General features: G+C 59.6%; 35 protein-coding genes and 1 tRNA gene. 16 read left to right on the plus strand and 20 right to left on the minus strand.

Annotation, left to right across the window (positions count from 1 at the left end; translation table 11 throughout):
* The first annotated feature begins 95 nt into the window (after window positions 1-95).
* The 7 genes from rpmI (at window position 96) to RI103_RS06015 (ending at window position 5,526) form a co-directional block, all read left to right on the plus strand.
* Window positions 96-293 (plus strand): 50S ribosomal protein L35, encoded by a 198-nt coding sequence (gene rpmI / locus RI103_RS05985; RefSeq protein WP_012433738.1) that lies wholly within the window; start codon window positions 96-98, stop codon window positions 291-293.
* Window positions 294-322: 29 nt separating this feature from the next.
* Window positions 323-682, plus strand: coding sequence for a 50S ribosomal protein L20 (gene rplT, locus RI103_RS05990; protein ID WP_006052502.1), 360 nt, complete (start codon window positions 323-325; stop codon window positions 680-682).
* Between the two features lie 157 nt (window positions 683-839).
* On the plus strand, window positions 840-1,853 hold the full coding sequence (pheS, locus tag RI103_RS05995; protein ID WP_181196504.1) for a phenylalanine--tRNA ligase subunit alpha: 1,014 nt from the start codon (window positions 840-842) through the stop codon (window positions 1,851-1,853).
* Between the two features lie 157 nt (window positions 1,854-2,010).
* Complete coding sequence (gene pheT, locus RI103_RS06000; protein WP_310814451.1) at window positions 2,011-4,446, plus strand: phenylalanine--tRNA ligase subunit beta; 2,436 nt, start codon at window positions 2,011-2,013, stop codon at window positions 4,444-4,446.
* A gap of 69 nt (window positions 4,447-4,515) precedes the next feature.
* The gene (locus RI103_RS06005; RefSeq protein WP_012433735.1) at window positions 4,516-4,926 is read left to right on the plus strand and encodes an integration host factor subunit alpha; all 411 of its coding nucleotides are present in this window, start codon (window positions 4,516-4,518) and stop codon (window positions 4,924-4,926) included.
* Between the two features lie 46 nt (window positions 4,927-4,972).
* Entirely contained in the window at window positions 4,973-5,386 is a 414-nt protein-coding gene (locus RI103_RS06010) for a MerR family transcriptional regulator (protein ID WP_310814452.1), read from the plus strand.
* A 63-nt stretch (window positions 5,387-5,449) separates the two neighbouring features.
* Window positions 5,450-5,526 (plus strand) — tRNA-Pro (locus tag RI103_RS06015).
* A gap of 113 nt (window positions 5,527-5,639) precedes the next feature.
* Here RI103_RS06015 and RI103_RS06020 read toward each other — a convergent pair.
* Entirely contained in the window at window positions 5,640-6,734 is a 1,095-nt protein-coding gene (locus RI103_RS06020) for a tyrosine-type recombinase/integrase (RefSeq protein ID WP_310814453.1), read from the minus strand.
* Window positions 6,731-6,967: a DUF4224 domain-containing protein gene (locus tag RI103_RS06025; RefSeq protein WP_310814454.1), complete on the minus strand. Its 237-nt coding sequence runs from the start codon at window positions 6,965-6,967 to the stop codon at window positions 6,731-6,733. Before RI103_RS06025 ends, RI103_RS06020 begins: the two co-directional genes overlap by 4 nt.
* Before the next feature lie 117 nt (window positions 6,968-7,084).
* Here RI103_RS06025 and RI103_RS06030 point away from each other — a divergent pair, with 117 nt between their 5' ends.
* Window positions 7,085-7,324: a hypothetical protein gene (locus RI103_RS06030; RefSeq protein WP_310814455.1), complete on the plus strand. Its 240-nt coding sequence runs from the start codon at window positions 7,085-7,087 to the stop codon at window positions 7,322-7,324.
* Between the two features lie 11 nt (window positions 7,325-7,335).
* On the opposite strand, the gene RI103_RS06035 is transcribed toward RI103_RS06030, so the two are convergent.
* The 18 genes from RI103_RS06035 to RI103_RS06120 form a co-directional block, all read right to left on the minus strand.
* A complete protein-coding gene (locus tag RI103_RS06035; protein ID WP_310814456.1) occupies window positions 7,336-8,352 on the minus strand; it encodes a hypothetical protein in 1,017 nt (338 codons plus the stop codon).
* Window positions 8,349-8,660, minus strand: a complete 312-nt coding sequence (locus RI103_RS06040; RefSeq protein WP_310814458.1) for a helix-turn-helix transcriptional regulator — start codon at window positions 8,658-8,660, stop codon at window positions 8,349-8,351. Before RI103_RS06040 ends, RI103_RS06035 begins: the two co-directional genes overlap by 4 nt.
* On the minus strand, window positions 8,582-9,337 hold the full coding sequence (locus RI103_RS06045) for a hypothetical protein (protein ID WP_310814459.1): 756 nt from the start codon (window positions 9,335-9,337) through the stop codon (window positions 8,582-8,584). The genes RI103_RS06040 and RI103_RS06045 overlap by 79 nt, the downstream gene beginning before the upstream one ends.
* Window positions 9,338-9,554: 217 nt before the next feature.
* A complete protein-coding gene (locus RI103_RS06050; RefSeq protein ID WP_310814460.1) occupies window positions 9,555-10,370 on the minus strand; it encodes a hypothetical protein in 816 nt (271 codons plus the stop codon).
* Window positions 10,371-10,486: 116 nt separating this feature from the next.
* Window positions 10,487-11,611 carry a reverse transcriptase domain-containing protein gene (locus RI103_RS06055; RefSeq protein WP_310814461.1) on the minus strand — a complete coding sequence of 375 codons (1,125 nt, stop codon included), beginning with the start codon at window positions 11,609-11,611 and terminating at the stop codon, window positions 10,487-10,489.
* A gap of 217 nt (window positions 11,612-11,828) precedes the next feature.
* Window positions 11,829-12,203 (minus strand): four helix bundle protein, encoded by a 375-nt coding sequence (locus RI103_RS06060; RefSeq protein WP_310814462.1) that lies wholly within the window; start codon window positions 12,201-12,203, stop codon window positions 11,829-11,831.
* A gap of 17 nt (window positions 12,204-12,220) precedes the next feature.
* The gene (locus tag RI103_RS06065) at window positions 12,221-12,676 is read right to left on the minus strand and encodes a DUF1566 domain-containing protein (protein WP_310814463.1); all 456 of its coding nucleotides are present in this window, start codon (window positions 12,674-12,676) and stop codon (window positions 12,221-12,223) included.
* 30 nt (window positions 12,677-12,706) lie between these two features.
* Window positions 12,707-13,072 carry a DUF1566 domain-containing protein gene (locus tag RI103_RS06070; RefSeq protein ID WP_310814464.1) on the minus strand — a complete coding sequence of 122 codons (366 nt, stop codon included), beginning with the start codon at window positions 13,070-13,072 and terminating at the stop codon, window positions 12,707-12,709.
* Between the two features lie 138 nt (window positions 13,073-13,210).
* Window positions 13,211-13,876: a hypothetical protein gene (locus RI103_RS06075; protein ID WP_310814465.1), complete on the minus strand. Its 666-nt coding sequence runs from the start codon at window positions 13,874-13,876 to the stop codon at window positions 13,211-13,213.
* Window positions 13,873-14,439, minus strand: coding sequence for a hypothetical protein (locus RI103_RS06080; RefSeq protein ID WP_310814466.1), 567 nt, complete (start codon window positions 14,437-14,439; stop codon window positions 13,873-13,875). The genes RI103_RS06075 and RI103_RS06080 overlap by 4 nt, the downstream gene beginning before the upstream one ends.
* 31 nt (window positions 14,440-14,470) lie before the next feature.
* Window positions 14,471-15,304 (minus strand): DUF2303 family protein, encoded by an 834-nt coding sequence (locus tag RI103_RS06085; RefSeq protein ID WP_310814467.1) that lies wholly within the window; start codon window positions 15,302-15,304, stop codon window positions 14,471-14,473.
* Between the two features lie 46 nt (window positions 15,305-15,350).
* Window positions 15,351-15,680, minus strand: coding sequence for a hypothetical protein (locus RI103_RS06090; protein WP_310814468.1), 330 nt, complete (start codon window positions 15,678-15,680; stop codon window positions 15,351-15,353).
* 31 nt (window positions 15,681-15,711) lie between these two features.
* Complete coding sequence (locus RI103_RS06095; RefSeq protein ID WP_310814469.1) at window positions 15,712-15,906, minus strand: hypothetical protein; 195 nt, start codon at window positions 15,904-15,906, stop codon at window positions 15,712-15,714.
* A 21-nt stretch (window positions 15,907-15,927) separates the two neighbouring features.
* Window positions 15,928-16,056, minus strand: coding sequence for a hypothetical protein (locus RI103_RS06100; RefSeq protein ID WP_310814470.1), 129 nt, complete (start codon window positions 16,054-16,056; stop codon window positions 15,928-15,930).
* A gap of 243 nt (window positions 16,057-16,299) precedes the next feature.
* Window positions 16,300-16,476, minus strand: a complete 177-nt coding sequence (locus RI103_RS06105) for a hypothetical protein (RefSeq protein ID WP_310814471.1) — start codon at window positions 16,474-16,476, stop codon at window positions 16,300-16,302.
* A gap of 225 nt (window positions 16,477-16,701) precedes the next feature.
* Window positions 16,702-17,235: a hypothetical protein gene (locus RI103_RS06110; protein WP_310814472.1), complete on the minus strand. Its 534-nt coding sequence runs from the start codon at window positions 17,233-17,235 to the stop codon at window positions 16,702-16,704.
* Complete coding sequence (locus RI103_RS06115) at window positions 17,216-17,668, minus strand: hypothetical protein (RefSeq protein WP_310814473.1); 453 nt, start codon at window positions 17,666-17,668, stop codon at window positions 17,216-17,218. Before RI103_RS06115 ends, RI103_RS06110 begins: the two co-directional genes overlap by 20 nt.
* A 9-nt stretch (window positions 17,669-17,677) precedes the next feature.
* Complete coding sequence (locus RI103_RS06120; RefSeq protein ID WP_310814475.1) at window positions 17,678-18,547, minus strand: helix-turn-helix domain-containing protein; 870 nt, start codon at window positions 18,545-18,547, stop codon at window positions 17,678-17,680.
* A gap of 112 nt (window positions 18,548-18,659) precedes the next feature.
* Between RI103_RS06120 and RI103_RS06125 the strand changes: the two genes are divergently transcribed.
* The 8 genes from RI103_RS06125 to RI103_RS06160 all read left to right on the plus strand — a co-directional run bounded on the left by RI103_RS06125 (window position 18,660) and on the right by RI103_RS06160 (window position 21,988).
* Window positions 18,660-18,989 (plus strand): Cro/CI family transcriptional regulator, encoded by a 330-nt coding sequence (locus tag RI103_RS06125; protein WP_310814476.1) that lies wholly within the window; start codon window positions 18,660-18,662, stop codon window positions 18,987-18,989.
* 184 nt (window positions 18,990-19,173) lie between these two features.
* On the plus strand, window positions 19,174-19,479 hold the full coding sequence (locus RI103_RS06130; protein WP_310814477.1) for an XRE family transcriptional regulator: 306 nt from the start codon (window positions 19,174-19,176) through the stop codon (window positions 19,477-19,479).
* Window position 19,480: 1 nt separating this feature from the next.
* Window positions 19,481-19,663 carry a hypothetical protein gene (locus RI103_RS06135; RefSeq protein WP_310814478.1) on the plus strand — a complete coding sequence of 61 codons (183 nt, stop codon included), beginning with the start codon at window positions 19,481-19,483 and terminating at the stop codon, window positions 19,661-19,663.
* A gap of 134 nt (window positions 19,664-19,797) precedes the next feature.
* The gene (locus RI103_RS06140) at window positions 19,798-20,106 is read left to right on the plus strand and encodes a hypothetical protein (protein WP_310814479.1); all 309 of its coding nucleotides are present in this window, start codon (window positions 19,798-19,800) and stop codon (window positions 20,104-20,106) included.
* A 14-nt stretch (window positions 20,107-20,120) separates the two neighbouring features.
* Complete coding sequence (locus RI103_RS06145) at window positions 20,121-20,432, plus strand: hypothetical protein (RefSeq protein WP_310814480.1); 312 nt, start codon at window positions 20,121-20,123, stop codon at window positions 20,430-20,432.
* Window positions 20,429-20,683 carry a winged helix-turn-helix domain-containing protein gene (locus RI103_RS06150; RefSeq protein WP_310814481.1) on the plus strand — a complete coding sequence of 85 codons (255 nt, stop codon included), beginning with the start codon at window positions 20,429-20,431 and terminating at the stop codon, window positions 20,681-20,683. Before RI103_RS06145 ends, RI103_RS06150 begins: the two co-directional genes overlap by 4 nt.
* A gap of 1 nt (window position 20,684) precedes the next feature.
* Window positions 20,685-21,863, plus strand: coding sequence for a replication protein (locus RI103_RS06155; protein WP_310814483.1), 1,179 nt, complete (start codon window positions 20,685-20,687; stop codon window positions 21,861-21,863).
* Window positions 21,860-21,988 carry a hypothetical protein gene (locus RI103_RS06160; RefSeq protein ID WP_310814484.1) on the plus strand — a complete coding sequence of 43 codons (129 nt, stop codon included), beginning with the start codon at window positions 21,860-21,862 and terminating at the stop codon, window positions 21,986-21,988. The genes RI103_RS06155 and RI103_RS06160 overlap by 4 nt, the downstream gene beginning before the upstream one ends.
* The last annotated feature ends 219 nt before the right edge of the window (window positions 21,989-22,207 follow it).

Genomic DNA, 22,207 nt, shown 5'->3' on the forward strand with positions numbered 1-22,207 from the left:
CAGGCGGTCTGCATACCAAGTGGAGTGGGTTTCGAAGGGCGGGTAATGGCCAATGGCCGACCGCACACCCATATCCATCAAATAATGGAGTTGTCATGCCGAAGATGAAGACCAAGAAGAGTGCTGCAAAGCGCTTCGTGGTGCGTCCGGGCGGTACCGTCAAGCGCGGTCAAGCCTTCAAGCGCCACATTCTTACCAAGAAGACCACCAAGAACAAACGCCATTTGCGCGGTTCGACGGCAGTTCATGATGCAGATATGAACTCCGTGCGCGCAATGCTGCCGTTCGCTTAACCCTTAACCGAAACTCATAGGAGCAAGACATGCCTCGAGTAAAACGTGGGGTTACCGCACGGGCCCGTCACAAGAAGATCATCAAGCTGGCCAAGGGTTACCGCGGCCGTCGCAATAACGTCTATCGCATCGCCAAGCAGGCGGTCATGCGCGCAGGCCAATACGCCTACCGCGATCGCCGCAACAAGAAGCGTGTGTTCCGTGCATTGTGGATCACGCGTATCAACGCGGCGGTGCGTCAGCACGACATGACGTACAGCGTGTTCATCAACGGCCTGAAGAAGGCTTCGATCGAACTCGACCGCAAGGTGCTGGCCGACATGGCTGTGTTCGACAAGGCTGCTTTTGCTGCGATCGTTCAGCAGGTGAAAGCCGCCGTTGCAGCCTGATTGCGCTTTTGGCAATTAACACTGCGTGGTTCGTTGCAGCGAACATCCGGTAGTCTCGGTGACGCTGCAGCAAAAACGGGGCTCCTTACCGAGCCCCGTTTTTGTTGGTAGAACCAGTTTGCTTCGATTGAAAACTGACGTTGAAATGATGGGATCAATGGATCTGGACCAGATTGTCGCCGACGCGCAAAAAGCCTTCGCAGAAGCCTCCGACGTCACCACCCTCGAGAACGAGAAAGCGCGCTTTCTCGGCAAATCGGGTGCGCTGACCGAGCTATTGAAGGGCCTCGGCAAACTCGACCCCGAAACGCGCAAGACCGAAGGCGCACGGATCAACCTCGTCAAGCAACAAGTGGAAGCCGCGTTGACGGCCCGCCGTCAGGCGCTCGCCGACGTGCTGCTGAATCAGCGCCTCGCCGCTGAAGCCATCGACGTCACGCTGCCGGGCCGCGGCACCGGCGCAGGTAGCCTGCACCCGGTGATGCGCACGTGGGAGCGCGTCGAACAGATTTTCCGCACGATCGGATTCGACGTGGCCGACGGCCCCGAAATCGAAACCGACTGGTATAACTTCACCTCGCTGAACAGCCCGGAAAATCACCCGGCGCGTTCCATGCAGGACACCTTCTACGTCGACGGCAAAGATGCCGACGGCCGCCAGTTGCTGTTACGCACACACACCAGCCCGATGCAGGTCCGCTACGCGCGCACCAACACGCCGCCTATCAAGGTGATCGTGCCGGGCCGCACGTACCGTGTGGACAGCGACGCGACGCATTCACCGATGTTCAACCAGGTCGAAGGCCTGTGGATCGATGAGAACATCAGCTTCGCGGATCTGAAGGGCGTCTACACCGACTTCCTCAAGAAATTCTTCGAGCGCGACGACATTCTCGTGCGCTTCCGTCCGTCGTACTTTCCGTTCACCGAACCGTCGGCCGAGATCGACATGCTGTTCGAAACGGGCAAGAACGCCGGCAAGTGGCTCGAAATTTCGGGCTCGGGCCAGGTTCACCCCACGGTGATCCGCAACATGGGCCTCGACCCGGAACGTTACATCGGCTTTGCTTTCGGCAGCGGCCTCGAGCGGCTCACCATGTTGCGTTACGGCGTGCAAGACCTGCGTCTGTTCTTCGAAAACGATCTGCGTTTCCTGCGTCAATTCGCCTGAACCGACGCGGTCGAACGCGACAAGCATAGAGCGCGGCAAGGCACGCAGTGCATGCCGCCACAGCGTCCCCGGCAGTGACTGGCGATTCTCCTGAACACCGAGTCACGCAATGCACTGCCGGACGTGGACCTAACCTGATCAGAACGTACACAGAACCATGCAATTCCCGGAATCCTGGCTGAGAACCTTTGTCGATCCGCAACTGACGACCGATGAACTGTCGCACGCGTTGACGATGGCGGGTCTCGAAGTCGAAGACCTGCGGCCGGCCGCGCCGCCGACTTCGAAGATCGTCGTCGGCCAGGTGCTGGAAGTCGTCAAGCACCCGGACGCGGACAAGCTCAACGTGTGTCAGGTCGATGCCGGTACGGGCGCGACGCTGAACATCGTGTGCGGTGCGCCGAACGTGGCGCCCGGCATCAAGGTGCCGGTCGCGCTGGTCGGCGCGCAACTGCCGCCGGCCGAAGAGGGCGGCGCGCCGTTCGAGATCAAGCTCTCGAAGCTGCGCGGCGTGGAAAGCCAGGGCATGCTGTGCTCGGCACGCGAACTGAAGCTCTCCGAAGATCATAGCGGCCTGATGGTCTTGCCGGAAGCTACGCCGATCGGCCAGGACATCCGCGAAACGCTCAATCTCGACGACACCGTTTTCGAGATCAAGTTGACGCCGAACAAGGCGGACTGCCTGTCGGTGTTCGGGGTGGCGCGCGAGACTTCGGCGATCACCGGCGCGCCGTTGCGTCCGCTGGAAATCAAGCCGGTCGAAGTCAAGCTCAACGAGACGCTGCCCGTCAAAATCTCGGCGCCCGATCTGTGCGGCCGTTTCTCGGGCCGCGTGATTCGCGGCGTGAATGCGCGCGCCAGGTCGCCGCAGTGGATGGTCGAGCGTCTGGAGCGCTCGGGTCAGCGCAGCATCTCCGCGTTGGTCGACATCTCAAACTATGTGATGCTCGAGTTGGGCCGTCCGTCGCACGTGTTCGATCTCGACAAGATCCACGGCGGCATGGATGTGCGCTGGGGCCGCAAGGGCGAGACGCTCAAGCTGTTGAACGGCAACACGGTGGAGCTCGATGAAACCGTTGGTGTGATCGCGGACGAGCAGCACATCGAAAGTCTCGCGGGCATCATGGGCGGCGACAGCACGGCGGTCACGCTCGACACCACCAACATCTATCTCGAAGCCGCTTTCTGGTGGCCCGACAGCATTCGCGGCCGCTCGCGCAAATACAATTTCTCGACCGACGCTGGCCATCGCTTCGAGCGCGGCGTCGACTATGCGACCACGGTCGATCATATCGAACGCATCACGCAACTGATTCTCGACATCTGCGGCGGCGAAGCCGGCCCTGTCGACGATCAGATCGTCAACGTGCCGAAGCGTGAGCCCGTGAAGATGCGTGTCTCGCGTGCGAATCGCATCATCGGCATCAAGATCGAAGCGGACGAAATCGCGCAGATTTTCACGCGCCTCGGCCTGTCGTTCGAGCGTGATGAAGATACGTTCTCCGTGATGCCGCCGTCGTATCGCTTCGATATCGAAATCGAAGAAGACCTGATCGAAGAAGTCGCGCGCATTTACGGCTTCGAGAAAATCCCGGCGCGTCCGCCGGTCGCGACCAGCGAAATGCGCGCGACCAACGAGACGCAGCGTTCGATCCACGTGATCCGTCACGCGCTCGCCGCTCGCGACTACGCGGAAACGGTGAACTTCAGTTTCGTCGACGCCGAGTGGGAGCAGGACTTCGCCGGCAACGACAAGCCGGTACGTCTGCTGAATCCGATTGCAAGCCAGTTGTCGGTGATGCGCACCACGCTGTTCGGCAGCCTGATCCACGTCCTGCGTACGAACCTGAACCGTCGTGCGGCGGATCGCGTGCGCGTATTCGAAGCCGGTCGTGTGTTCCTGCACGATCCGTCGATCAAGGCCGGCGAGTTGACGGTCGAAGGCTTCGCGCAACCGAAGATGATCGGCGGCCTCGCGTACGGTTCCGCGCTCGAAGAGCAGTGGGGCGCGACGACGCGCACGGCCGACTACTTCGACGTGAAGGGCGATCTGGAAGCCGTGCTGGCACCGGCGGTCGCGCGCTTCGTCAAAGCGGAGCATCCAGCGCTGCATCCGGGACGCAGCGCGCGTATCGAACTGAATGGCCGCGCAGTCGGCTGGATTGGCGAATTGCATCCGCGCTGGATGCAAAAATATGATTTACCGCATGCGCCGATTCTGTTTGAAATCGAAGCGGAAGCATTAATGCAGCGCGTATTGCCCACTCCGTCGGAAGTGTCTAAATTCCAGCCGGTGCGTCGTGATATCGCCGTGGTCGTCGATCAGAAAATCGAGGTTCAGGCACTGCTGGACGAGCTTCAGAAGGCCCAGTCCGAACCCGCCTGCAAGACTGTTCAGAAGGTTGCGCTTTTCGACGAATTCCGTCCAAAATCAAACACTTCCGGTGGTCTGGCCGCTCACGAGAAAAGCCTTGCGTTCCGTGTGACCTTGCAAGATACTGGCGGAACCCTTCAGGATGAAACGGTCGATCTGGCCATTCAAACTCTGGTGGAACGTCTGGCTCGAGTATATGGCGCACGGTTGCGCGGATAACCCGCATTTAACAATTGCACGGCTGTTTCCGCATCCATTGTTTTCCGCTTGGCGCGCCATTTGATAGATATGAATGAAATGAACTCGAGTGATTTCGAAGCCCTTCTTACGGCGCAACGCAGCGCCATGATTCGCGAAATTCCGACATCACCCGCCGTCGTTTCCACTGAAACGCCGACGCTTACCAAGGCGGAACTTGCTGAGTTGCTGTTCGACAATGTCGGGCTCAACAAGCGGGAAGCGAAAGACATGGTCGAAGCGTTTTTCGAGGTGATCCGCGACGCGCTGGAGAGTGGCGACAGCGTGAAGCTGTCGGGGTTCGGCAACTTCCAGTTGCGCGACAAACCCCAGCGTCCTGGCAGAAACCCGAAGACCGGCGAGGCGATTCCGATCGCCGCGCGCCGCGTTGTGACGTTCCATGCAAGTCAAAAGCTGAAGGCGCTGGTCGAGAACGGCGCTGAAGCGAGCTTCACGCGCTGATCGATTGGCGCGTTCCTGCGCAACCCACCACGACGGCTAACTGACGATGACAGCGACGATCGAAAAAGTCGTCTTGCCTCCGATTCCGGCGAAACGCTACTTCACGATTGGTGAGGTCAGCGAACTATGCGGCGTGAAACCGCATGTCTTGCGCTACTGGGAACAGGAGTTCACGCAGTTGAGGCCGGTCAAGCGGCGCGGCAATCGCCGGTATTACCAGCATCACGAGGTGCTGCTGATCCGGCGGATTCGTGAGTTGTTGTATGAGCAGGGCTTCACGATCAATGGCGCGCGCAACCGGCTCGATTCACATGGCGGCGGAGCGCACGGTGCGCCGGCCGATATGGTCGAGGAAGGCGAGGGCGCAGCGATGCCGGCGGCAACCACAACCGCCGCCACGGTGGACGTCGAGCAATTGCGCAAGGAATTGCTGCACGTTATCGATTTGTTGGGCCATTAGTCCCCTTTGTTAGCACGAGGCGGTTCTAATCGAATGAAGTGTCTGTTATAATTTTTAGCTGTTCGGGGCGTAGCGCAGCCTGGTAGCGTACCTGCATGGGGTGCAGGTGGTCGGAGGTTCAAATCCTCTCGCCCCGACCAAGATCAAAGCCGCACGCCGTAAGGCGTTGCGGCTTTTTCATTTCCCGCCTCACTGTGCGTTCGTACAGTGGTTTTTAGACAGAATATTAGACGTTTGTCTAAAACTCCGAGCGTCACCACGGCAGTTTCAGGTCGAGCGATGACGTCTCCGGGATAGCCTCCTTGATGTAGATCTCTGTCGTCTTCCCGGTCGTGTGCGCGAGTCGTGTCTGTATCTCCGCGCGTCCCTTGCCAGCCTTTGCCGCATCGGTTGCGCCGAGCGCACGCAGGTCTTTGAACTGGATGCCATCGGTCACGCTGGCGCGTTCCTTCGCGCGGCGCCACATCGAATGAAGGCCCGTCTTCGAATAAGCTCCGCCCTTCTGCGTGGGGAACAGGTACGGGCTGATGATCAGATACTTCTTCTTGATCGCCTTCGCGCGATCGATCACGGCGCGGATCTGCGGAGTGATCTCGACGTCGAGCACCTTGCCGCTGGTGCCAGCCGTCTTCGAGGGCTTGAACCGTATCGTTGTGTCGGTGATCTGCGTCTCGAGCAGCATGCGCACGTCGATGGCTCGCTGCCAGACGAGGTAAGACATATCGACGATGCACTGGAACATCGGGCCCGACTCGGTCGGCAACCCGTCTTTGCCGATCAACGCTGCATCGCGAATCGCCTTGATGGCTGCGTGCGCCGGCAGCACTTCGCGGCGCTTCGTCTGATAGTCCGAGAGGTCGAGCTGGTCGCACGGATTGTCCTGGCGAAAGCCGCGCTCGCTGATGGCGAACTTGAACATCTTTCTCAGCACGTTGGCGTACTTCTGCGCGGTGTTGTGCTTCGTCCGGAAGTTGTCGCGCAGGAAGTCGGCGCAGTCCTTCGTCGTGACCTGGGCGACCGTGTATTCCTCGAAGGCGGTCGAGATCACGTCGGCCATGCGCCGATACTCCTTCTGCACTTCGTCGCTGAATCTGTCGAGCTTGCGGTCTTTCCAGTCAACGCAAAGGCTCGGCATCGTCCCATCCACGAGGCTGCGGTCGCCCATCAGCTCGCCGAGCTTGGAATACATCACAGGCTCGCCGTCAGCCATCGAGCACAGGCGAATCCATGTCTGCATCTTCCCGGTCCACGGATTTCGGATCGGCGCCGGCGCGAAGAAGTAATACGCGCCGTGTTTCGCCTGGACGCGGCGCGGCAGCCCGCGGTGAGTTTTGCGACGTCGATTCATTTCTTGCGCGAGATGGATTTAAGTTTTGGCCGGTCGTTCGCTGCGCGCTCGGGTGCGCCCACCGGATAGAGGCAATGCACGCGCATGACGAGGACGGTGTTGTCCGGTCGCCGGCGCGCGGGTATGCCGAGCGACTTTAGCGTCTCGATCTGTTTGCCCGGTCGGCGATAACCTGTCATCCGAACCAGTTCGTCGTCGGTCAATTCAAGTGGATGATCTAGTACTGCTGCCATTTCACTCCCCAGTGTTTGCGCGTGTGTTCAGTCATTCGTTGTGCTTCTGCGTTGGTATGGTTTCGCGAAAAAACTCCTGCCGGTGCTAGGATGGCGATTCTTTAAAGGGGGGCTCAGATGAAATTCCAGTACACACGCAAGCGCGGCGAAAAACGCACCTACGACGTGACGCTTGTAATGACGAATAAGATCGACACTGGCGGCTTTGCCTACGTCGCAATGGTCTACCGCGGCGATGATTTTCTTGGTCAACTAACACGCTGGCCTCTCCAGGCTAAAACCATGAACGATGCGACCGAAGAGGCCCGTCAACTCGTTCAGCGCGACATTGAAGACCTCGTTGGGATCGATGAATAGGAGTGCGGCCATCACCCCTCCTGCGCCCGGTGTTGATCACCTCCGCTTGCTGGCAGCGCGGCGTGAAGGGCGCGCAATCGTTCAATGAGAGTAACTTCAGCGTCGTATGTAGCCTCTTCGTCAGCATCGCACCATGTGCCATCAGGCGATGTATTCGACGCCTTCAGTTCGTCGGCGCGCATCGATAGACTGCATATTGCGTCCCAAATCAACAGTCGATCCGTCTGTGCAGGTTGCGGGGATGCGGCGCGTTCGAGCAAGCCATTTGGTTCGAACACAAGATTGCGAAGTCTGTTGGCGTGCTGCGCTGCCTCGTATGGCTTCGTGCTGTATATCGCACTGTCCAGGCCGCGAAAGACATCGCGCAGGTGCTCCCGCTCATCGTCCAGCACCACGGCAGTCTGTGCTGGCTGCGGGGCGGCGGGACCGCGTAGCGCGTTGCGCGCGAACATCCGTGCATTGTCGAGTTCGATAAGCGCGTCTTGCTGGCCGCCGTCGATCATCGAAAGATATTGTTCTCTCGTTCTGAGGCTCGCGATCTTGTCGCATGCATCCTCAAGCTGGCGTAACGCTGTAAGCGCCACCGGCTCCGCCGATTGCGCTGGCGCGGCAGGGGATGCGGCGAGTGCCTTCATGTGGACGCGGCCCGCGATGTAATGCCAGTCCACGCGGGCGCCCGTGATGGACGTTATCCCTGCACAAATTGCGTTGGCAGTTTCTTTGGGGATGTCGAACAGGCCAATGGACTGCCCGTGCTTATACACATCCTGCGCACATTCATCCGCCGACATTGCAGCAATCGGCGCGGCAGGTTTGCTTGCAGATAGCAGGGCGATGGCGCGGCGAATGGGAGGCATGCCGTCCTGATACTTGTGGCCGACGTAAGCCGGGCTACTCGGAACCCACTTCGAGCCGCCCCACACTTCATCGGACGCCAGCTGTTCGTCGCCGACTTCGAGAAACACATATTGCTGTAGCTGGGTCATCATCGCTCCGTCGAGCTTGTTAGTGGGGGCGGTCATGGTCATTGGTACTTCACGTAAGGGTTGATTTCGCGATCCGTCAGACCGGCGATGTAATCGAGGCTGACGCCGAACAGCTTCGCCAGATCGGCGGCCATCGTCAGCCCAGGAAGGTGTTCGTTTCGCTCCACTTCGCAGACATAGGTTTGGCTCATGTGTATCCGCCGGGCCACCTCTGAAGCGGACAGGCGCGCGTCAGTGCGCAATCGCCTGAGGCGCGCGCCGATCGTTTCAGCTACATCGTGCATAGCTCCTCCGCTGTAAATAACCCTTGCTGCGCCGGCGGCGGCCGGCTGTTGATTCGTTCTGTCCATGCTTTCGCTTCCCGCCAGTCGTTTGCATTGCGCCCCTGCTTGCGCGCTGCGAAGCTCCACGCCATCGAGTCGGCCGTGTAGAGCAGGTCTTTCACAATCCACGACGAAAGCGCCGTGGACTTCAGCCCGAAGCCGTGCAAGCGCAAATCCGGCCGCGCTGCCTTGATCGCCATCAGCACGCGCTCGATCGCGCGCGGGTCGCCGTTGCGCTTACAAACCGATCCGACTCCAACCCATGCGCCTTGCTTCAGCCGATCGCCGTACATCTCGATGTGCCGCACGTAATCTTCTGGCGCGTAGCCCTGCAACACCGGCATGATGTAGACGCCGCCAACGTCGCATTGCATCAGGGCGTCATACCGTTCGATCGTGAGCTGCTGGTGTTCCAGAATCGTCTTGCCCGTCAGCTTCAGCATGTGCGCCTCGCACATGTAATCCTGTGCGACATCGGCCAACAAATTCCCGTTCTTCGACCAGCGCTTTATCTCTGTTGCGTAGACCTCGACGCTTTCCGGATAGCCGCCGTGCGTCAGGATCGTTGTGAAGGCTCCCGAATCCAGAATCCAGTCGCCGACCACGAAACCCGACTTGCGCTTTTTCAGCCTGTTCTTGCTGATGAACGCGCCGTCGAAGTGCTTTGCGTCTGACGGCTGGTGAAGGCCAGTGAAAAACCTCATGCGCCGCGCCCTCACTTCTCTCCGTTATCGAACCATCGCCCGGACTTCCCGCAGATCGACGGCATCAGCTTTTCTTCCTCGCCACCGAAACCACGATGCGACTCGCAAAGGCGGAAGATCGGGTTGTCGCCAAATAGGTCAGGCCGCAGATTCTTTGGGTGCTTGCACTCCGGGTAGCGGGATAGAGTGCTGTGAATGCAATCCGAGCAATCTCGCTTCATGTGGGTGCTACCTGCTTTCGGATGTCCGCAGCCTTGGTCTGCGAGCATCCGAGAAACTTCCGGATCTCGGTCACGGTCGCTCGCAGCGTGCCGGCGGCGACTGCTTCCCGCACCCGAGTAACGTCATCAGGACTCTCGGTTTCGGGTGACTCCACCGGCGCTACTGCGTTACTGGAATCCGTTACTGCTGTGACCGGGACGGCGTGACTGCCTTGTGTGACGGGCGTTGCCGCGATTCCCGCCACTTCAGCGGGGCGCAGCGCGAGCAGCCAGGCGAAGCAGGCGACACCTTCGAGCACGGCAGCGAACGCGAGGCCGGCAATCAGGTCGGCGTGCGCGACCGGCAGACCAAATGCGGTCAGCGCACCAGTCACCGGGTCAGCCATCGCTGCGGCGCGCGCGGCGGCGGCGCTGTCTTGGGCTGTCTCGGCGCGCCTTGCCTCGACCGCTTCGACGCCTAGGGCATCAAGCCGGGCGGTCAGCGTCGCGCGCTCAATTCGGACCGTCGCGCAGCGGTCACCGCACCGGCGTTCTGTTACCCGGGCCAGTCGCGCCACAGTGTCGGCGCGGTCGGCGGCGATCTCAGCCAAGCCGCGGCCGTGAGTCACGACCGCCGGAACCGCCGCGGCGCGCAGCTCGCCAGCGTGCTTCTGTGCCATCACGAAGAAAACGGCATGGCCGTAGCAGGTAGCCGCCATGCAGGCGATCCACAGCACCGCACCGACCATCCGCAGACGCCAACCACGCGAACGGCAGAGGGCAGGGAGCAGGTGAGCGGCTACAACCACCACCACGCCGACGGCGATCCACAACGCGCGCTCCGCTATCCATCCGCCGCGCTGCCAGCCTGCGAGGATGGACAGACACGCAGCAGTAGCGGTCGCCGTGACTGCGAGTAATGCCGGTTGCGTTCTCATAGCCATAGCATTCATGCGCAGTTTCCCCGATAGGATTTCGTGAATGCTTTGTTGACGGCGCGGCCACGATGCCGGACCACATTGGCGAGCCGCGCGCGGTCGTGATGGCTCGCTGGCGCCTGCCCGAGCAGGCCAAAATAACTGTTCGTGACCTGCAGGAAGTCCTGTTCGTTGACGCTGGCGACTTGCCGAAGCGCCTCGCTGACCGTGCGTCGACGCGTCGTGCGCGCCCACGGCTTGATGACGTGCCCGACGAAGTCAACGCCACGCGCGACCGGCTGCAGGATCGTTTTCGTGGGGTTCAGCCGAACGCCGAGACGCTCCGGCAGGAACGCGTCGACGTCGGCCAGCGTCGTGTTGAGCCAGTCCGCCGACTCGTGCAGGAATAGAAAGTCGTCCACGTACCGGATGTAGTGCCGCGCGCCAAGCTGATGCTTCGCGTGCTGATCCAGCACGTCGAGATAGACGTTCGCGAAAAACTGCGACGACAAGTTTCCGATAGGCAGTCCGCGATTCGCCGTCTGCTCCACCAGGCGCTTGTGCAGCGGCACGCGGGCGAGCAACCTGCGATCGCCTCGGAATTCGAAGTCGGCGCGTGGATCGTGCATCAACACGAGCTCGGTCAGCGATGCCCAGAATGGCTCGGAGATTTTGGCGAGTAGCAGGCCGCGCAGAATGTCCTTGTCGATCGAGACAAAGAAGTTCGCGAGGTCGCACTTCAGGTAATACGCGGGTCGCGACCAGTTCTGCGTGACGCTCCGGATCTTCGCCTCGAGGCGCTGGGCTGCGTACAACGTGCCGCGAGCCGGGATACACGCGCACGAGTCCGCAATAAACGACTTCTCGAAGCGCGGGCCGATCCGGTTGTAAAGCAGGTGATGCACGATGCGATCGCGGAAGTCTGCCGCCCATACTTCGCGCGGCTTCGGTCGCGTGATCACGAAGCAGATCGAGCGGCCGGGCGCATAGCTGCCGTCGGCCAACTCGTCGAAGAGACGGCGCAGGTTGCGTTCGAGGTTCGCTTCGAAGGTCAGCGCACTGGCGCTGTTGCGCTTCGTACGCCGACAGTCGAAATAGGCCTCGGCAAGTTCTGTGAAAGTGAAGCCAGCATGTGCGTTCCAATCTGCGGACGGCACGAGCGCGGAGCTCGTTGTTCTTGTGGTTGTTGTTCTGGTTACCGTTGTTGAAGTTCTGATACCAGGCCCAACCGCATTGTTCGTGCTATCTACGTCGCCCGGCCGATTGCTCAGTCGGGAAACTGCGCTGGACCGATCCGCACGCCGGCGGTCGGTACCCATGGTGCGCATGGCGGTGGCCTCGTGAGCCAGCGGCACGACCAGATTGAAAGTTCGCTCAGTCATGGCGGCCTTGACCTCCGTGAAGCGGGCGAGTTGCGGCGCGACGCCATCCATTTGCCTGCTTTCCGATGATCGTCGTGAGTTCGATGGCTTTGGCGTAGCCATGACGGGAAATGAGCCGCTTGTCCATCGCAAGGCGGACCAGCAGGTTGATCACTTCCAGTCGCTCGACCAACTCCGTAAGGTGCGGCGACTTGTCCTGCGCGACGTTGGCACGGAATACCAGAACCGTGATCTCAATGCACTCGACGTTGATCTTCTCGCCGATGGATCGTTTGAAATCGCGCTGCATGTTCTTGACCAGATCCGTGACCACGTCGAGCAAGTCGTACGCGACCTTGTAAATGGGAAGCTGTGTATGGATGGCCATGCTGTTAAATGACTAAATTACAAAATGACTAATCTGCGGACGGCACGAGCGCGGAGCTCGTTGGTCTTGCGGTCGCTGGTCTGGGTACCGCAGTTGAAGTGCTGAGACCAGGCCCAACCGCTCTCTTTCTCGTGTTGCTGCCCCGACCAGTACCAGGCCGACTGGAACTCTCCCTTCAGGTTCGCGAACAGCAGCGACTGCTCGCGGCGGGTCGGTAATACACCACCGAGATCTGCCGCCCACTTACCAGCGGCTTCCCACGTAACGTCCTCGGCTTCACCCGGCAGTAATACGAGGTGATAGTCGGCCTCGCCGTTCTCGCCAAGCACCAACCCTGCATAGCGTTCGCCAGCCGCGAGCGTGATCGTTGCTGCCTTGATGTGGTACTCGATGGCTGCCTGCTTCTCGAAAGCCGCGATCATCTCGGCGACCTTCGTGTGTTCGGCCTTGATGGCCTCAAGCGTGATCGTCATTGCTCCTGCTCCTTGAAAATTACTGAATGATTAAATGGGCAATCTGCGGACGGCACGAGCGCGGAGCTCGTGGTACTTGGGGCTGATGAACTGGTTACCGTTGAGGAAGTGCTGAAACCAGGCCCAACCGCTATAGCCGGGATCGGTATCCGGCGTGTTCGACCAGTAGGCATCCTTCTGGAACTGGTCGCGAAAGTTGGCGAACAACATGGCTTGCTCAATGCGGTTCGGCAAATCGCCGCCGATGTTCTTGGCCCATTCGAGTTGCGCTTCGAAGGTGGCGCCGTCGTTATCGCTCGGCAGCAGGATCACGTGGTGGAAATCACCGTTCTTGTCGCCGATCGCGCCGACATACACTTCGCCTTCGGCCAGCGGGGGAATCTGAAGCTGTTGCATTGCATCTCCTTGGAAAAGCGATCCAATCGGACCGCCGTTAAACTACTTTCGACGCGATCTCGCGGTGATAACACCCAAACCCGTACCCACCGCTATCGCTCCTAATACGGCGAGAGCAAACCATTCGAGACCGGTCATTCAGGTGACTCGCTTGAACTCGACGACCCACACCCAAGGGTCGGCCGTCCAGGATTCGTTTCCGTTGATCGACGTCCACAGCCGAACAAAGCGCTCGCGTGCGTAGCCGGGAATGCTCGTGTTCGTGCGATCAACGCCTTCGGCAAGGGCATCTGCATCGGTGATGTCATGCAGCCGCTCGACGCGCACGCCAGTGACTTCGAGCGTGATGCGCGACGCCCAGCGCGGCATGTGGATCGACGGAGTCCAGCCGCGACTTTCTTTCGAATCCAGATTCCGATACAGCGCTTGCGAGATCGAAAATTCGGCGCGTCCGTCATCGGCCTGATACTTGACGCCTGCGTAGTGACGCGCGGGTGTGTTCGGACCTTCCTCGAAGCCGATGCGATTGACTTCATGCGTCTCACGCACATACAGTCGGTCACCCGGCTGGCCGTGCGGGCACATGAGGCTGTCGCCCGTGCGCGTATGCCAGATCGCGCCTTGCAGAGGAACTGTGTCGCCTTCGGCCGTGTGGCCGTCGTTGGGACCGCCGAATGTCGTCGGCTCCCATACGCCGAGCCGGTTGTTATGCGGTAGTTTCACGACGCGTCGCGTCTGCGTCTTGCTGCCGTCGAGCAGAGCGCGCACCATCGGGCCGCTGAACAGGATCGGACGCTCTTTCATGCCGCCACCTCTTGCTTCACTTCTGCCTGCTCATCGCGATAGACGATCGAATGACCTTCGCCCAGGTATTCGCGAAACGCCTCGACGGCTTCGGCGAGGTTCGGGTGACGAGTCGCCATGCAGCCTTCAGCTTTGCGCGGCCAGAAGCAGAGCAGCAGTCCGTGGAATCCGTTGGAACGGATCTCGCAACGGATGCGCGCTTCGTGACACAGGAAAACCAGCTTCGTCAGGCCGTTGAAGTCCCACGTCGCCAGATCACTCTTCCAGGGGACTGCGATCCCGTTCGCCCAGCCTTTCCAGCGAACTGCATCCCACGCGATCGGCGCGTTGTAGATTCCGCCGCCGACCATGCCGAGGATGTTGAACACGTTTCGCAGGAACGGTGAGAGCTCGTCAGGCGCCGCGCGATAGCCCTTTGTGACATCGCGCGGACGCTTCAGCGGATGGCTCTTGAGTTCGCGCTGCTTGCCATACCGCATATTGCTTTCGACCCATCCTGCGTGATCCATCGTCACGTAGCTCATGTCAGGTATCCAAAAAGAGTGGGCCAGTACAGCGCCCACAAAGCCGCGGCCCTGGGAGCCGCCGGAGCGCTTACTCGGGGGAGCCGAGCAGAATCTTCGTTGCGGTTTGCTCTTCGATCTGTGCCCAGATCGCGCGGAATGCGGCTTCGAGCACTTTGTGCGGGCGCACCAGCTCGTACCAAATCTTCAGGGTGCCGTTTTGCACGCGGTATTTGATGCGGGCGTCGATAGCGTACTTCGCGCCGTTTTCGAATACCGGGATCTCCAACGTGATATTCGACGGCATCGCGATCTTGTTGCCGGTCGCGTTGACGTCTTCCTTCCACACGAAGTTGGTGCTGCCGTCCTGCAGGCGCGTTGCCGAGACGAAATTACCTTCCTTGCTGGCTTCGAAGTTGAGCGCAACGCTCAGCATGGTCGAGCCGTCCGGACTGACGATGTCCGGCAAGTTGTCCTCGATCAACTCGGCAAGTTCGAGCTGGGTCATCGGCTGGCGATCCTTCCCAGTCCACGTCTTCCATTCGCGCGACGCGGGCACTGCAAACTCAACGCGGTATGCGCGCCAGTTCGCACCGTCTTCATTCGTGAATTCGGTGCTGTAAGCGCGGTGATCGTCGATAACGCCGAGGATCTTGGCCGGATCGAGCGAAGCGTAAATCAGGCTTTCCGAACGCTTCTGGCGATTGAAGTACGCGACGAAGCTGTTTGCGTCGCGCAGTTTGACGATGCCGACCGCGCGCGAAGGGCTTTCCTCGCGTTCGAACACATGCTCGACCCTGCAGCCTTCTGGCACGACGACGAACGGGACGCCATCGTTGAGCGGGCTCTTGTGCGGGCCAGCGAGTGCAATGCCGGCTGTGAGGATGGCTGACGCGTCTTTTTCGCCGTGGAATTCGTTGAACATGGGTTATCCGTGTGAAAGTGAGATTGAGAGGTAGCGTGCCGGCCGATTAGCCGTGCGCTGCGGTACGGCTGTCAGCCAGCGAAATGCCAGGCAACTCGGTCTGGCGTTCGCTGTGGCGTGACAGGTTGTTTTCGACGGTCGGGAAGAACACTTCGGCCGACTCCTTTTCCTTCGGCAGCGTGGCGACCACCTTGCCGGTCACCTCGAGTGCGTCCTGCACTTTGGCGAACGGCTTCACCTCGACGGTGATCGTGATCTTTCCGGATTTGCCGGTATCGCGGACCATAGCGACCAGCGTGTTCAGTTCGTTGGTGGCTTCCTCGACGACGGCGCCGCCGCGCAGTTCCATCAAGGTTTGGGTGAAGGCCTTCTTCATTGGTTGACTCCGTGTTGTGAAGGACTGCGGGTTAATCGCCGATGCGCGGATAGAAGTGCGCGTCGCTTTCGTGTTCAAACTCCTGATGGGCGGCCGGCACATGAAACAGTGAGCTTTCGTCAGCACGTTTTGCGACGCGATTCATGCCGCCGACGATCACGCTGATGCTTACGCCAAGCCACAAGCTGCCAAGTACTGCTAAACAGAGATCAAGGGCTGTGTACATTTGGGGTGAGCCTTTACGGGATCAGGTGTTACGCATCGACACGCGGACGTGTTCGGTTTCGGCGTCGTCCCATTTCTGAGCGATACCGAGGATCACGACGATTGCGATGAAAGCAGCGCCCAGGCGCAGGCAGAATTTCAGATCGGCCACGACAGCACCCCTGAGCGGTACGCATCACACAGAAACCACACGCAGCCGATCGCAGAACCGTAGGCGAGGATCACGCCGCATGCCTTCAGAACGCGGCCGTGCACGTGATAGCAGGCTGCCAACAGATCGTTATCGCAAGCGGCGCGGTTCACTTTTCGCCCCGCGTGAAGTGCTCGAGCTCGTCGCGCGTGCGAGTCTGCTCGGTGTGTTTCGGTTGAGTGGCTTGCATCTCAATGTCTCCCGTCACCGCGGCAAAACTTCTTTACCGCGAGCGAAGGCGACCTGAATGCGCGCCTTCGGACAATGGGCCAGATCAGAGAGGGAGAGAACAACTACTGAGCGGCCGAGCTGCGCGACGAAACGGCAATGGCCGTCGAGACTTTTGGTTGCAGCGCGGTGCATGGCTTTTCTGACGTTCATCTCTCACTCCAAGACTCTGGAAGGTGGTGAGATGCGCCCTAAGAACAGAGGACTCGCGGGAATCCGCTCAACTTAGGGCGCTTGTCACGATCGCGCCGTCATCTAGCGCTTGAGATGAAGTATAGAAAAACTAGACAATCAAAGTCAAGAAAAACAAGACTTCTGATTTGGGAAATTTGTAACACGAAAAAAATCCCGCACACGCGGGACTTGTTCGGTCGGCCGCTAAGGTTTCTTCGGCGGCGGAGTGCTGCTGTTTTGGCCCTGCTGGAATGCCGCGATGACGGCTTGCGTCATTCCAATGTTGGACGACTGTGTCGCGTAATAAGTACCGACCACTGCGATCACTACAGTGATGGCGGCCAACCACATGTTCGATTTCAGAGATCCGGCTTGCTCAGCGGCCTTTGTGGCGTGCTCTGCGAGTATCTCCAGTCGCTTATCGCGCTCTGCTGCTTGAGCCATGAATGCATCGATCTTGCCCTCAATTCTCGCGACGCGCGCGTCCATGCGTGCCTCGACTGTCTCGAGGCGCGCCTCGAATTCTTCGCGCGTAGGAGTGCTCATGCCGGTTTTTCCATCTGAGGATTGGCTGCTAGTCGGAAGCTGCGTCCTAGGCTCCCGTCCAGAGAGCGCGTCGGAAACGCCTGAAGTCAAGTCTATCAGCTTAGACCAGATTGCTTGAACCTCGTCGTCCGGTGACTCTTCCCTCTCTTCGCCTTCGGTGAACGATACCACCTTAAGATTTGGCTTGGTCATGTGGCTTCGGACGGATTGCATCTAGGAGCTGTTGGAGGTTTGGTTTTAGCCAGTCTGGAGCACTACCAAGGTGCCGCTCGATTAGATCGGGCGAATAATTCCACGCGATTTGAGCATATGGTGGTTGACCGTGTGGCCCGAAAATTTCGTTCAGTTCTTCGGTGCCAAAGTCCCATGTCGAAAGCAGTGAACAGTTTTCACATGGCGATACGAACACGAGCAATTGAAGCTCGCTGATGCTCTGAAGGCCGAACGGACGTATCGACCACCCCATCAAGTTGTTGACTTGCTGAAGGCGACCGATGCTGAACTGTTCAATGGGCATTAAGAGTGCGTTCAGATGGAAGCGTGAGAGTTCGGCATTACATCCGGGGCAGCGGCGGTGCCTGACATGAGGCGCCACCTCGTCCCAATTTACGTTATCGGAGGTCATAAAGGGTTCTCAATCGGGGCGCCACATTGAGACTTTGGCGATGCCCGCTACGTAGTGCATCTTGTCGATCTCATCCTCACCAAGCGTGATCTTGCCGTGCGCCTCATTGACCGAGAGTAGGGTGTAGCGGCCGCCAGCCTTATAGGCCAGCTCTTTCACCATTACGCGGCCGTCTTTGGACTTGACCATCACCTCTTCGCCGGGCTGGATAGGATGATTCGGCTCGATAATCACGAATTCACCATGCTTGATGCGAGGTCGCATCGAGTCGCCGGAACACTCGATTGCGTACGCGTCTGGATCAGATGTCGGCCAGTCAATATAGCCGTCGCCATGGCCTACAGGGTATTCAATGTCGGCCCAGTATCCGTTGTCGCCAAGTTGCGCCATACCTACCACCGCTAGTCGTTTCCGTTTCCCGAGGCCTTTGGGGCGGAACTCGTCGTTGTACTGGATAGCGACCTTCTTTTGACCCACGCGGGCCAGCACCCAGGCGCTGTTGTAGCCGAAAGCAGTTTGAATTGAGACCGCGTCCTCGACGCTGATCGCGGTGCCTTTCAGCCACGACTCCACTCTCTCAAGCGGCACCGCGGCCTTTTCAGCAAAGGCGCCGGCATCCATGCCAGTTTCCGTGAGCATCTCCTGCACTCGCTCTGCGACGTCTTTGACGTCGAGCGCGGTGGTGCTGCCGATGCTTGGCTGAGAATCCGGCATTGGGCACTTCGTGACGACCGAAATCTCTTGGATCTGAGCATAGCTCGGCTCGTGCCTGCCGTTTTCCCAAGCAGACACGTTTCCTTTGGTCACTCCGAGCTTTTCGCCGAGTTGTTCTTGTGTTAGATCGGCTTTCTTCCGGGCAGACCGGATCCAGTTTCTCATTTCCATGGCGGGAATGTATAGGAAATCTAAACGGGTCGGGTCTCGTTTTTCTTTACTTATAGGTCTAGCAAATCTATACTTGCTCGGAAGATCACTCACGGCCCACCTCCAAATGACCAAACACCCCGTCGCGATTGCCGCGGCTACTGTCGGTGGCTTCAAAGCACTGGCCGACATCCTTGGCGTCACGAAGGGCGCGGTTCATCAATGGATGTCTCCCGATCGGCAGGTGCCCATCGAGCACTGTACGCCGATCGAGCAGGCGACCGCCGGCGGCGTGACTCGCCAGATGCTTCGCCCGGATGACTGGGAGTCTATCTGGCCGGAGCTTGCGACCAAGGACAGCGGCTGCGCCACCGACCGCGCGGCTGCAAGCGACGATGCTCAGCCGCCTGCGGGGAATGTGAAACGCGGCGACAAGATGGCTCGGATGATTGTTTAGCTGGTTCATGTAGTTCGGAGGGGTCTTAGGACCCCTTCATTTGGCACCGCGCCAAAGTAGTAATCCAAGTCGTAACCCGATGAATTTTTTCAACCGAGGTAACTAGATGCAGACGCAACAAACGCCGCACAAGGCCGCTGCACATAGCCTTAAGCCGGAGCGTGACGCGCCGGCGCCGCGCTTTTTGCCGGAAGAAGAGATCGCTGGCTGCGCGTCTTTTCGCGATGCCGTTTGGCTTGCCTGGGAAAACCGGGCAGTGCGCGGCATGACGAAAAGAACGCTGGCGGAGTTGTGCGGGCTGTATGCGCCGCACGTGACCAACTTCGTGAATCCACAAGCGTTCGACCAGAAGGGCAAGAAGCGGGCGGACTTGCCGGCCGACAAGGTCGACGAGTTCGAGCGTGTGGTGGGTAATCGCGCGGTGAGTCAATGGCTGGCGGACCGGGCTGAGTTGACCATTTTGGAAAGGATGATCGCCAACAAGAGGTGATATGGACGATGAGGTAGCACTCTCGAAAGTCCAGGGGGCATTCGAACAAGTAAAAAACAAGGTCGGAAACGACACTCACAAAATCCGGGAGGGGCTCAAGAAATTACGGACCGAAGATCCAACGCTGTTCGAGGCATTCAGGCATGTCGGGCAGTTGATGCAGCAGACACAGCAGGGCCACTGAAGTAAGGCGCCGGTCGGACCGGCCGGCGCATCAAATGGGATGAATCGACACATAAGCCTCTTGCAGGGTAGGCGTCTTATGTACCGATTTAGCACTACTAAGCGGCACGCCGCTAGTTAATCCCAGGAGATCACATGAAGATTGCATCTATCGGCGCCGCACTGGCGCTGGCAATGGGCGCGGCGTCGGCGCGACTCGATCGTGCTGTGAGCGGCGCGGCCGTTGGTGGTGGTCGTCGCATCGCTGGCGGGACAAAGCGTGCACGTCAAATGGTGTCGGCCCAGACGCCGCACAACCGCAGCAAGTACATGCCGCACATCGGCAAGAAAGAGCAGGTGCGCGCGCATCGCTGCTACATGGTCAGCACTTTCCCGAGCGGCACCCCGCGTAGCGCGCCGGTGATGCATCAGTCGAACGACTCATTCTCGACCTATCCGTTCTAAACCGGAGATCCGCCATGCAGACGGAAATCTATAGCGGTCGTTCTGGCCGCCGCGTCGCCGAAACGCAGCAGGACGCCTATCACGCTCTGAGTGCCAAGACGCTCGGCGCGAAGCAGCGCATGGTGCTCGAGGCTTTCGAAAACGGCCGTCCGCCGCTGACGCGCGAGGACATTGCCGCGATCACCAACATGAAGCTCAGCAGCGTCTGCGGCCGCGTGCGCGAGCTGCTCGACGCTGGTCGTCTGGCCGTCGTCGGCAGTCGCAAAGATCTCGCCACGCACACGAAACAGCAGCTTCTGGCTGTCGTGGCAAAGGCGGCTGCGTGAGCCACCACCTCGTCAACATCGCGATGGGTATCAGCCTACCGGGAACGCCGAAGTGGATTCTCTGCGTCCTTTCGCACCTCGCGACGATGTCGACGGGGAAGGTCGAGACCACGACGCTGGATCTCGCGCAGGCCTGTGGCTTCTCGCAGTCGTGCGTGCGCGACCAGCTCAAGCGCCTCGAGCGCGCTGGCCTGATCGAGGCTGAGCGGCTGGCTAAGGGCGTACTCATCATCAAGGTCAGGACGTTCTGATATGGCGCTCGCGGAAGTCATCCAGATGCCCGAACAGCCTCGCTCGGTCCAGGTCGAGGACGGGTTCACCCGTGTCGCTCACGGGATCATGGAGGCGCTCGCGCTGGCTGATCTCGGCAAGCGCCACTACAAGATCATGCTGGTGATGTGCCGGCAGACGTACGGCTACAACAAGAAGGCCGACGAGGTCAGCCTGTCGCAGTTCCACGACAAGACGGGCATCCTGCCGCCGAACGTTTCCACGGCCATTGAAGAACTGGTGGCTATGCGCGTGCTAATCAAGACGCCCGGCAAGTACGCAGCGTGTCTGGCTGTGAATAAGGCGTATGCCCAGTGGACGGGTAAGGCCAAGGTCGACGTGTCGAAGGTATGGGGTTATCAAAACAATAACAGCACTGTTATCGAAACGATCAGTGAGGGTTATCAAAACGATAACGATGGTGTTATCGAAACGATAACCACAAAAGACAACTCCAAAAGACATAACCAAAAGACAACTCCAAAAGAAAACCTTTCGCGCTCGCTTCGCGAACGCTTCGAGATTTTCTGGGCGAGCTACCCGCGTAAGCGATCCAAGAAAGCAGCAGAAAAGGCCTTTGCCAAGGTCAATCCGGACGAGCAGCTCTTCAATGACCTGATGGCAGGTTTGGAGCGGGCCAAGACTTCGGAGCAGTGGCGAAACCCGCAATACCAGCCGCATGCAGCGACGTGGTTAAGCGATGGCGGCTGGATGGACGAGATTCAAGCTGCGTACACCGATGACGAACTTGCCGTGATCCGAGCCTTCAACCAGGCACTCGGGGAGCGTATCGGCACGGTGGACGAGGGGGTCTTCGTCGAGGCGCGCGCCGGCGCGATCCGCGCATTCATGGGGAAGCTGGCTGCTGATCCTGAGGCATGGAAGCGGTATTTCCCGGCTGTGCGCGACAAGGTCGATCTCCCGCCGCGCGCGGGCTTCGATTATCTGATCAGCCCGAAAGGCTTCGGCGACGTCAAAGGGCGCATGGCAGTCAAGCGCAATCCGGACGGCACGCGCGCATCAGGCGACTGGGACAAGTCCGCAAGCGGCATCAAAGCAATGGCGAAGGAAATGGGCGTGTCGTTCTCGGACGATGAACCGGTGCCGGCCATTGCGATCCGCGTACGCGCCGCAATCGCAAAACAGGAGAGCAAAGAGTGAACATTTTCGAATTCATGGATCGGCATCCGGTCCTGACGATCCTGATCATCCTTTTCGGCGGCACGGTGGCAGGCAATACGTTGGTTGAAATCACGCGCGTCATCGTTGCGGGGTTCATGAAGTGACGGCCCGCACCAACGCACTCCGCTACCCGGAAGGCACGAAGACCGTCGGCACCGCACGTGTGCGCGAAGACAAGACGGTCGGCCGCAGCTTTGCCGAGCGCGAGTTGATGCGCCGCACCGGCAATGCGCCGCACAGCACGTTCGACGAGGTTGCCGACGGCATCTCGGAGAGCGTGAAGGCTTCTGCCACTGTCGCCGCCCAAATCGGCCAGCCCGCAC

Source organism: Paraburkholderia sp. FT54 (assembly GCF_031585635.1).
In the GTDB taxonomy this organism is placed as follows: Bacteria; Pseudomonadota; Gammaproteobacteria; order Burkholderiales; family Burkholderiaceae; genus Paraburkholderia.